The following is a 9,574-nucleotide window of genomic DNA, read 5'->3' as shown; positions in this document are numbered from 1 at the left end:
CAGACCTTGTACCGACCGCCCGAAACTGCCGACCACTCGAACTACCGACCGGTCACGCCTCCTCCGGAGCGCGCTCCCCCGACGTTGGGGCCGGCGTCGGGGCCGGGGCCGTGGTCTCCAGGGCGTGGATGAGGGACTGCGCGTCGTACGGGCCCGTGTGCCGGCGGCCGTTGACGAAGAACGTCGGCACCGCGGTGACCTCCATGGCCTCGGCGTCGAGCACGTCGTCCCGCACGCGCCCGGCCACCTCCGGGGAGGTGAGGTCCCGCTCGAACCGGTCGACGTCGAGCCCGAGCTCCACCGCCCGCCGGACGATGTCGGAGGGCAGCTGGTTCTCCTGGTCGAGCAGCAGGCTGCGCTCCATCGCGAAGAACTCGCCCTGCAGGGCGGCGGCCTCCGAGGCCTCCGCCGCGGCGACGGCGTTCGGGTGGTACCGGTCGAGCGGGGCGTGCCGCCAGACGTACCGCAGCCGGTCGCCGAGCTCGCGGTGCACCTCCTGGATCGCGCCCGAGGCCTTGGAGCAGAACCCGCACTGGAAGTCGCCGTACTCCACCAGCGTGTAGGGCGCGTCGACCGGGCCGTACACGTGGTCCCGCGCCGGGTCGACGGGGCGCAGCAGCGTGGTGCCCGCCTCCTTGGCCGGGTGCACCCGGTCCGAGATCTTGAAGATGACGGCGGCCAGCGCGAACGCGATCACGGACGCCGTCAGCACGCCCACCCGCGCCTCGTTCTGCACGCCGGGGTCCTCGATCGCGAGGTCGACGATGAACAGCGAGATCGTGAAGCCGATGCCGCACAGCGCGCCGCCCCCGGCGAGCCGGTCGAGCGTCAGGCCCGGCCCGAGGTCGCCGATGCGCAGCACGCGCATGACCGTCCCGGAGCCCAGCACGCCGATGAACTTGCCCACCACGAGGCCCACGATGATGCCCCACGTGATCGCGGAGCCCGCCGCCGCGGCCAGGATCTCCGCGTTGATCTGCACGCCCGCGTTCGCCAGCGCGAACAGGGGCAGGATCACGTACGCCACGTACGGGGCGTAGGCCGACTGGAGGCGCTCGTTGATCGAGATCGACTCCCGCAGGCTGTTCGCCGCGGCCCGCGCGTAGTCGCTGTTCGGCGACTGCCGGAACGTGCGCGCCAGCGTGAGCGCGTGCTCGACGTCGCGCCGGCTGGGCCGGTAGACCGGCACCAGGAGCGCGATGGCGACGCCGGCCAGCGTGGGGTGCACGCCCGAGGCGAGGAACGCGAGCCAGACGATGATCGACAGCGTGGCGTAGATGGGCCCGCGGCCGCTCGGCACGTACCGCGTGAGGTAGACGCCGACCAGGCCGACAGCCGCGATGACCAGCGGCAGCGGGTCGAAGTTCTCGGTGTAGACGAGCGCGATGATGGTCAGCGCGCCGATGTCGTCGACCACCGCGAGCGCCAGCAGGAACACTCTCAGCCGGCCGGGCGCACGTGGCCCGATCAGCGCCAGCGCGCCGACGACGAACGCCGTGTCCGTCGAGATGACGACTCCCCAGGCGTGCTCCCAGCCGGAGCCGCGCGCGATGAGCACGTAGAGCACGGCGGGGACCACGAGCCCGGCGACGGCGGCGGCCACCGGCACCATGGCGCGGGACCAGCTAGTGAGCTCGCCGATCGCGAACTCGCGCCGCACCTCCAGGCCGACGGTGAAGAAGAAGATGGCCATCAGCGCGTCGTTGACCAGGGCGTGCAGCGTGAACTCCACCTGGAAGTCGCCCACCCCGATGTTGAGGTGGGTCTCCCAGAACTCGGCGTACGACTCGTAGGAGACGTTGGCCCAGACGATCGCGGCGACGGTGCCGAGCAGGAGCAGGAGCGCGCCGAGGCGGCTCTCGCCGAGCGAGCGGATCCAGACGGCGATGGAGGGCCAGCGTGGCCCGGGTTGATGCGTCTCGGGGTCGGGCGACCGCTCGATAATGGTCAGGTTCGCCATCTTTTCTCCTGTTTCGCGCGTCGCCACGGTCGGTCAGCATGAAAAGTAGTGATTCTTGCCGCTCAGATTAGTGCGCGATCCCCACGGTTCCCCGGGTTTTCACCCGCCCGAGGGACTCAGCCGCCGACTCGGCCGGCATCCTGCGCGACCCACCCGGCCGCGTCGGGGCGCACCGCGCCGTCGCCGACCAGCGCGGTGAGACGCTCCTCGAGAAGGGCGAGCTCCCCGGCACCGATCCGCTGCCCCCACGCCTCGCGCAGCTCGTCGAAGATCGCCTCCCCCTGCCGCAGCACGTCGAGGCCGAGCTCGGTCACGCGCAGCCGCTTGCGCCGGGCGTCGGCGGGGTCGGACTCGCTGGAGACGTAGCCGCGGTCCACGAGGACCGCGATCGTCTTGGCCGCCGCCTGCTTGGAGACGGACGTGCGCCGGCCCACCTCGGAGGCGCTGTCGGCGCCCGCGGCGATCGCCCGCATCACGAAGTCGTGGACCGGGCGGAAGTCGTCGTAGCCGCGTGCGGCCAGCTCGGCCGTCGCGTCCTCCACGAGCGTGCGGTAGCCGCCCAGGAGCAGGAGGGCGAGGTCGGCGCCGGATCGAGACATGGCGTCAGCCTATGTGCCCGCTGGACAAAGACAACTCGGTTGACTAGTTTTAGACAACCACGTTGTCGATCCGCTTCCTCACCCCCGGGAGATGAACCACATGAACCCCACGACCACCGCCCCCACGACGACCACCCCCAAGACCCCCGCCCCCGCCGTTGCGCACCACACCGTGCGCCTGAACGGCACGGAGCTGCACTACGTGTCGGCCGGCACCGAGGGCACCCCGGTCCTGCTCGTGCACGGCTTCCCCGAGACCTGGTGGGCGTTCCACCGGGTGATCCCCCTGCTGGCCGAGCGGCACCGGGTGTTCGCCGTCGACCTGCGCGGCTTCGGCGACTCGGCGGCCACGGACACCACGGACACCACCGGCAGCGCGACCGCGGCCGAGGACCTGCACCACCTGATCGAGCATCTCGGCCTCGGCCCGGTGCACCTGCTGGGCCAGGACATCGCCGGGGCCACGGTGTTCCGGCTCGCGGCGACGCACCCCGAGGACGTCGCCGGCCTGACCGCCGTCGAGATGGGCCTGGCAGGGTTCGGGCTGGAGGGCCTCGCCGACGTCACCCACGGCGGCTCCTGGCACGTGGGCGCCCTGGCGGCCCCCGGCATCCCCGAGCTGCTGCTCGCCGGGCGCGAACGCGAGTTCCTCGGCGGGTGGGTGTTCCCCACCATGACGGCGGTGCCGGACGCGGTCACCGAGGCGGACGTCGCCGAGCTGGCGCGCACCTACTCCCGCCCCGGCGGATGGCGCGGCGCGGCCGCGCTGTACCGGTCGATGCTCACCGAGGGCGACGAGCTCCGGGCACTCGCCCAGGCGAGCCCGTTGACCGTCCCGGTGCTGGCGGTCGGCTCGAGCGGCGGGCCGTTCACCGCGACGACGATGAGCCAGGTCACGGCCGGCGAGGTCCGGTCCGTGCTGCTCGACGGCGTCGGGCACCACGTCGCCCTCGAGGCACCCGGCGCGCTGTCCGAGGCGATCCTCGCCTTCCTGGTCGACGTCGACGAGCAGGCCGACCACCGAGCCCGCGACACCGACACCGACACCGACAGCACCAGCGAGCCCGCACCCGGCGCTGACCTACGCTGACCCTCATGGCCCCGGAACCCGTACCCGATCCCGAGAGCGACTTCGAGGCGGTCGGGATCGACGACGACACCCGGCTGGTCTACCGGTACGTGCTCGCCCAGGGCACGGTCCGGGTGGAGGACGTGGCGCAGGGCGTGCCGCTGGAGGGCACCGACTTCGCCGGGATGCTGGCGCGGCTGCGCGCGGCCGGGCTGATCAACCGCACCAGCGGCAGCGACGGCGAGTACACGGCCGTGGACCCGCGCGTGGCGCTGCGGGCGCTGACCGACCGCACGGCGGCGCAGCTCGACCGGGTCCGGTCCACGATCCCGGACCTGGCCGGCCTGTTCGAGCAGACCTCCGACGTCGCCGGCTCGGGCGCGGGCGTGCACGTGATCGACGACCCGGCGCTGATCGGCGCCTGGTACACGCGCATGCAGCACGAGGTGACGGCCGAGTTCCTGGCGTTCGACCGGCCGCCGTACGTGCTGGCGGACGAGAACCCCGTCGAGCCGCTCGCGCTGGCGCGCGGCGTCCAGTGGCGGGCCGTGTACGCGGCGGAGGTGCTGGACCTGCCGGGCGCCTGGGCGGAGCTGCGGCACGCGGCGTCGGCGGGCGAGCAGGCGCGGATCGCGCGGACGCTGCCCACCAAGCTGGCGATCGCCGACCGGCGCACGGCGCTGGTCAGCACGGACCTCGACCCGGCCCACCCGGCCGCCGTCGTGGTGGAGGGCGGCCCGCTGGTGGACCTGCTGTGCGCCGCGTTCGAGGCGGCGTGGGCCGACGCAGTGGAGATCCCCGCCGCCGACAGCATGGAGGGCACCGCTCCCCCGGACCGCGGGCCGAACAAGGACGACCGGGCGCTGCTCGCGCTGCTCGGCTCCGGGGCCAAGGACGAGGCGATCGCGCGCGAGCTCGGCCTCTCCGAGCGGACGCTGCGGCGCCGCAGCGCCGACCTGATGCGCCGCCTCGGCGCGGCCAACCGGTTCCAGGCGGGGGTGCAGGCGGTCCGCAAGGGGTGGCTCTAGAGCCCGGGGTGAAAAGTGCCCTCGCGCGTGACGTCCGTGTAAACACTTGCGGCCGGTACCGGCCAGTGGCCGCATCCGGCCATTACGCCCATTGCCCACGTAGGGTAGCGCGGGCTAGACAGCCCTCATGCAACCTCTGCCCTCCGGCCGTCGCCGGGGTCTCCTCCTCGGGAGCACCCTCGTCTCGGCCTCACTGGTCCTGTCACCGGGCACCGCCGTCGCGGCCCCGGACGTCGCACGCGACGCCGACCCGGTGCGCGTCATCATCGAGCTCGACTCCCCCACGGCCGCCGACGTCGTCGGCCAGGACGCAGTCGCCACCGCCCGGAGCGGTTCCGGCTCCGCGCGCGCCCGCAGCGCCTTCGCCGCCGACTACCGGGCCGCCGTCGAGACGGTCGAGGACGCGCAGGAGGGCGTCACCTCCTGGGCCGTGCGCCAGGACATCGACCTGGACGACACCGAGTCGGTCACCGGCCTGCTGTCCGCCGTCGTCGCCACCGTCGACCCCGCAGACCTCGCCGAGCTGCGCGACGCCCCCGGCGTCGCCCGCGTCACCGAGGACGCGCCCGTGCGCATCCTGGGCGACGAGGCGAACATCCCCGCCACCCGCGCACCCGAGGTCTGGGAGCGCGAGGACGCCGGCGGCGCGGCCGTCACCGGCGACGGCCGCACCGTCGCGATCATCGACACGGGCATCGACTACACGCTGGCCGACCTGGGCGGCGGGTTCGGCCCGGGCCACCGCGTGGCCGACGGGTACGACTTCGTCAACGACGACGCCGACCCCATGGACGACCACATGCATGGCACGCACGTGGCCGGCATCGTCGGCGCCGGCGGGGCGAACCTGACCGGCATGGCGCCCGGCGTGACGCTCACGGCCTGGAAGGCCATGGACGCCAACGGCGGCGGCACCACCGAGGACCTGCTCCTCGCGCTCGAGGCCGCGACGAACCCGCTGGGCGACTACCCGGCCGACGTCGTGAACATGAGCCTCGGCACGCCCGGCGACGGCACCGACCCGTTGGGCCGCGCCTCCACCGCCGCCGTGCGGCAGGGCGTCGTGGTCGTGGCCGCGGCCGGCAACGCCGGGCCGTACGACCAGACCGTGAGCTCCCCGGCGGCCGCCGAGGGCGTCATCGCGGTGGGCGCGCAGGTCACCGGCGTGTCCGACCCGACGCTCACGCTGGCCGGCGCGAAGCGGGGCGACGCGCCCCGTCCGCTGGACGTCACGCGCTTCCCGATGTCGGCCAACCCGCCGGCCAAGGGCCTCACGGCCCGCCTGGTCGACGTCGGCGACGGCTTCGACGAGGAGGACTACGAGCAGGCGGGCGACGTGCGCGGCGCGATCGTCGTCATGCAGAGCATGACCGCCACCTCCCTGGGCCAGGTCCAGGGCCCGCACCTGCTGCAGGCGCAGCTCGCCGAGGAGCACGGCGCCGTCGGTGCCCTCCTGTACATGCCGAGCCCGACCGACCCGGCCGGGGACGACGGCGGCGCCGGCCCGCAGGGGTCCGCGAACATCCTGGCGGGCGGCGGGTTCGACCTGCGCCGCGAGTCGCTGGTCATGATGAACATCTCCTCGGCCCAGTACCAGACCTTCAAGGCCGAGGTCGCGGCCGGCACCGCGCGCGGCACCATCGGCTCGGTCGACCGGACCGACACGATCACGGACTTCAGCTCCCGCGGCCCGAGCAACGCCATGACGCTCAAGCCCGAGATCGTGGCCCCCGGCTTCGAGATCATGTCCGACATCCCGGCCGAGTTCGGCGTGGACGGCGACAAGTACCGGATGTCCGGCACGTCGATGGCCGCCCCGCACGTCGCGGGCGCCGCCGCCCTGCTGGCGCAGGCCCGTCCCGAGCAGAGCGCGGAGCAGCTGCGCGCGACCCTCATCGGCAGCGCGCAGGAGCTGGAGTCCGACGACGCCGAGGTGTCGCCGTCCGCCCAGGGCGCCGGCAAGCTCGACGTCGCCGCCGCCGTGGACCAGCAGGTCACCGCCTCGCCCGACGCCGTCTCGCTCGGCCTGGCCGACATGGGGACCAAGCCGGCCCGCACCAGCACGGTCGTGCTGCGCAACTCCGGCACCAAGGCCGTGACGGTCAAGCTGGCTGCCGAGCCCGCCGCGACGAGCAGCGGCAAGGCCGAGCTCTCCGCGCGCCAGGTCAAGATCCCGGCCGGCCGCAGCGCGTCGGTCGACCTCACCGTCACCCCCGACACCAGCGGCCCCGCCGCCGGCTCGGTCGACGGCGAGACCTCCGGCGTCGTCGTGGGCACCGTCTCGGACGGCAGCACCCTGCGCGTCCCGTACGCCACCTACGTGCGGCCGCTGCAGGTCCAGTCCTCGCCGTCGCTGGCGACCAAGGCCACCGACGTCTTCGTCTACACGCCGATGGCGCCCGAGGCGGCGCCGACCGTGCGGGCCACCGCCCCGTCGGGCGAGCAGTACACCGCGGCGCTCACCGCCGTCGGCAGCAGCCCCGGCTGGTACCGCGGCACGGTGCCGCTGGACGAGCCCGGCACCTACGCGCTCGACGCCCGGGCGACCGTCACGGGACGCACCCTGACCGGCACCGGCGGCGTGCAGTCCGAGGGCGCCGACCAGCCCGGCGCGTGGGAGCAGGTCGGCCTGTCGGGCGCGGCCCGCGAGCTCGCCACCTCCCCCACCACCCCGGGGACGGGCCTGGCGATGGCCGGGTCCGGCGTCCACCCGTTCGTCACCACCGACCACGGCCGGACCTGGGAGCGGGTGCGCAGCATGCCCGTCGCCGACGGCTGGGGCATCCCCGTGGCCGACACGACGACGCCCGGCGGGTTCTACGTCGCCCTGAACGGCGCGGCCGGCAGGGTCACGCTCGACCCGAGCTACAAGGGCCGCATCGTGCACACTGCCGACGCCGGCAAGACCTGGACGGTGCTGCCGTTCCCGGACGTCGCCGTCGGCGAGCTCGTCGCCCACGGCGACGCGCTGGCCGCGGTCACCGACGACGGCCTCTACCTCAGCAGGGACGGCGGCCAGCGCTGGCGCCGCGTCGCCCCGCAGTGGGACGGCCTCGTGTCCGGCGCCGCGTTCGCCGGCGACGACCTGCTCATCGCCACCTACGACGGCGTCTACCGCATCGCGGGCGTCCTCGACGGCGGCAACGAGGTCACGCAGCCGTACGTGACCACCGACTACCGCGACCGCCCGCAGGGCGTCGTGGCCGAGGGGTCCAGCGCAGTGCTGGTCCGCGGCGACGGCGTGGCGCTGACCTCGACGGACTCCGGGGCGACCTGGACGGAGGGCGCCGACACCGAGCAGTCCTACGTCACCGTCACCACGCTGACCGACGGCACCGTGTACGCCTCGGGCCTGTCGTCGTACAGCACGAGCGCCGACCTCGGGCAGACGTGGCAGACACACCCGCTGCCCGTGCGCGGGCCGCTGGCCACCGACGTCGACCACTGGCCCGGCACCCCCGCCGCCCAGATCGTCATGTCGATGGAGAACGCCGGCATCTTCACGACCGACGACGGCCGCGAGTGGACCAAGGCCGGGGTGTCCGGCTCCGACGTGGCCGGCGTGCACGCCGGTGTCGACGCCGACGGCGAGCCCGTGCTGCGGGCCGTCGACTTCGAGGGCCTGCACCAGCGGTCCGTCGCCGACCTGGCCCCGGACGAGCAGAACTGGGGCTCGATCGGCCACGAGGGCGTCATCGGCCGGCAGGTCTCCGAGGTGACGCAGTCGCCGCTCGGCGACCGCACCGTCTGGGCGATCGGCACCAACGCGTTCGGCGGCGGCCGCATCCTGACGGCGGGCGCCGGCGAGACCGACGCCGACCTCACGCAGGTGGGCCCGACCGGCGGCTTCAGCCCGACGGCGCTGGCGGTGTCCCCGCACGCCGAGGACACGGTGGCCGTGGGCTACACCTCGCTCGTGGACACCGGCCTGATGGTCTCGACCGACGGGTTCGAGACGTGGACCAGCTACGCACACGAGGTGCTGGTGCAGCAGGTCGTCATGGACCCGGTCGACGAGAACCGGCTGTGGCTGGCGACGTCGTCCGGCCTGTACCGGTCCGACGACCTGGGCAAGACGATCACGCGCCTGACCAAGGAAGAGGCGCGGTCCGTGTGGGTCGACCCCGCCGACACGGACCACGTGGTGGTCGGTGAGACGCCGGGCATCCGGGTCAGCACGGACGGCGGCAAGACCTTCGCCGACGCCGAGGTGCCGAACACGTCCGCCGCGGTGGGCACGTTCGTGGCCGTCGAGGTGCCGGACGGTCCCGCCGCCGGCACGCAGCTCCTGGTCGCGGGCGCGGCGCGGTGGCGCCCGTACGGCCTGGCGGCCAACGGCGCGGGCGTCTTCGTCTCGGCCGACGGCGGCGCCACGTGGGCGTCGGCGTCGGGCGACCTGACGGCGATGTCGGTGCGGTCCCTGGCCGTGAGCGCCGACGGCGCCTGGGTCTACGCCGGGGCCGACGAGGGCGGCGTGCACCGCAGCGCGGTCAGCGCCCTGGTGCCCGCCGACCTGCTGCCCGAGGCGACGACGACGCAGATCAAGGCCCCGGCCTCGGTCCGCCCGCTGGAGCCGTTCCTGGTGAAGGTCACCGTGTCCGCCGACGACGCGACGCCGTCGGGCCGCGTGACCGTGACGGTCGGCCAGGACGGCGACCGCCACCCGTACGAGCGCACCGTGAAGCTGCGCCACGGCAAGGCCGACGTGCTGGTCCCGCCGCTGCTGCGGTCCGGCGAGTACACGATCACGGCCGAGTACGGCGGCACCGAGGACCTGGGCGCCTCGGAGGCGACGGCGGAGCTGGAGGTGAAGCGGCGCTGAGTCGCGGGCCCGGGCGCGCTGAGGTGAGACGCGCGGGCTGAGGCCGGGTGCCCGGCCGGTGGTCGGTAGAAGGTCAGGTGGTCGGCAGCTCGAGCT

General features: G+C 74.0%; 5 protein-coding genes. 3 read left to right on the top strand and 2 right to left on the bottom strand.

The annotated features are described in order from the left end of the window. Positions 1 to 52: 52 nt before the first annotated feature. Entirely contained in the window at positions 53 to 1,960 is a 1,908-nt protein-coding gene (gene nhaA / locus ACFU5G_RS26745) for a Na+/H+ antiporter NhaA (RefSeq protein ID WP_377251586.1), read from the bottom strand. 116 nt (positions 1,961 to 2,076) lie between these two features. Then, positions 2,077 to 2,559 carry a MarR family winged helix-turn-helix transcriptional regulator gene (locus ACFU5G_RS26740; RefSeq protein ID WP_377251584.1) on the bottom strand — a complete coding sequence of 161 codons (483 nt, stop codon included), beginning with the start codon at positions 2,557 to 2,559 and terminating at the stop codon, positions 2,077 to 2,079. 100 nt (positions 2,560 to 2,659) lie between these two features. On the opposite strand from ACFU5G_RS26740, the gene ACFU5G_RS26735 reads away from it, so the two are divergent. The 3 genes from ACFU5G_RS26735 to ACFU5G_RS26725 all read left to right on the top strand — a co-directional run bounded on the left by ACFU5G_RS26735 (position 2,660) and on the right by ACFU5G_RS26725 (position 9,478). Beyond that, positions 2,660 to 3,649 (top strand): alpha/beta fold hydrolase, encoded by a 990-nt coding sequence (locus ACFU5G_RS26735; RefSeq protein WP_377251582.1) that lies wholly within the window; start codon positions 2,660 to 2,662, stop codon positions 3,647 to 3,649. 5 nt (positions 3,650 to 3,654) lie between these two features. After that, entirely contained in the window at positions 3,655 to 4,656 is a 1,002-nt protein-coding gene (locus ACFU5G_RS26730) for a LuxR C-terminal-related transcriptional regulator (RefSeq protein ID WP_377251580.1), read from the top strand. Between the two features lie 127 nt (positions 4,657 to 4,783). Next, complete coding sequence (locus ACFU5G_RS26725) at positions 4,784 to 9,478, top strand: S8 family serine peptidase (protein ID WP_377251578.1); 4,695 nt, start codon at positions 4,784 to 4,786, stop codon at positions 9,476 to 9,478. Positions 9,479 to 9,574: the final 96 nt, after the last annotated feature.

Source organism: Promicromonospora sp. NPDC057488, assembly GCF_042802395.1.
In the GTDB taxonomy this organism is placed as follows: domain Bacteria; phylum Actinomycetota; class Actinomycetes; order Actinomycetales; family Cellulomonadaceae; genus Promicromonospora.
Note: the sequence above shows the minus strand (reverse complement) of the source record. Positions and strands in the feature narration are given on the sequence as shown.

What these genes read in the sequence shown, in the direction of transcription:
- nhaA (WP_377251586.1), bottom strand. Translation starts at nt 1,960, where the DNA reads ATGGCGAACCTGACCATTATCGAGCGGTCGCCCGACCCCGAGACGCAT.
- ACFU5G_RS26740 (WP_377251584.1), bottom strand. Translation starts at nt 2,559, where the DNA reads ATGTCTCGATCCGGCGCCGACCTCGCCCTCCTGCTCCTGGGCGGCTAC.
- ACFU5G_RS26735 (WP_377251582.1), top strand. Translation starts at nt 2,660, where the DNA reads ATGAACCCCACGACCACCGCCCCCACGACGACCACCCCCAAGACCCCC.
- ACFU5G_RS26730 (WP_377251580.1), top strand. Translation starts at nt 3,655, where the DNA reads ATGGCCCCGGAACCCGTACCCGATCCCGAGAGCGACTTCGAGGCGGTC.
- ACFU5G_RS26725 (WP_377251578.1), top strand. Translation starts at nt 4,784, where the DNA reads ATGCAACCTCTGCCCTCCGGCCGTCGCCGGGGTCTCCTCCTCGGGAGC.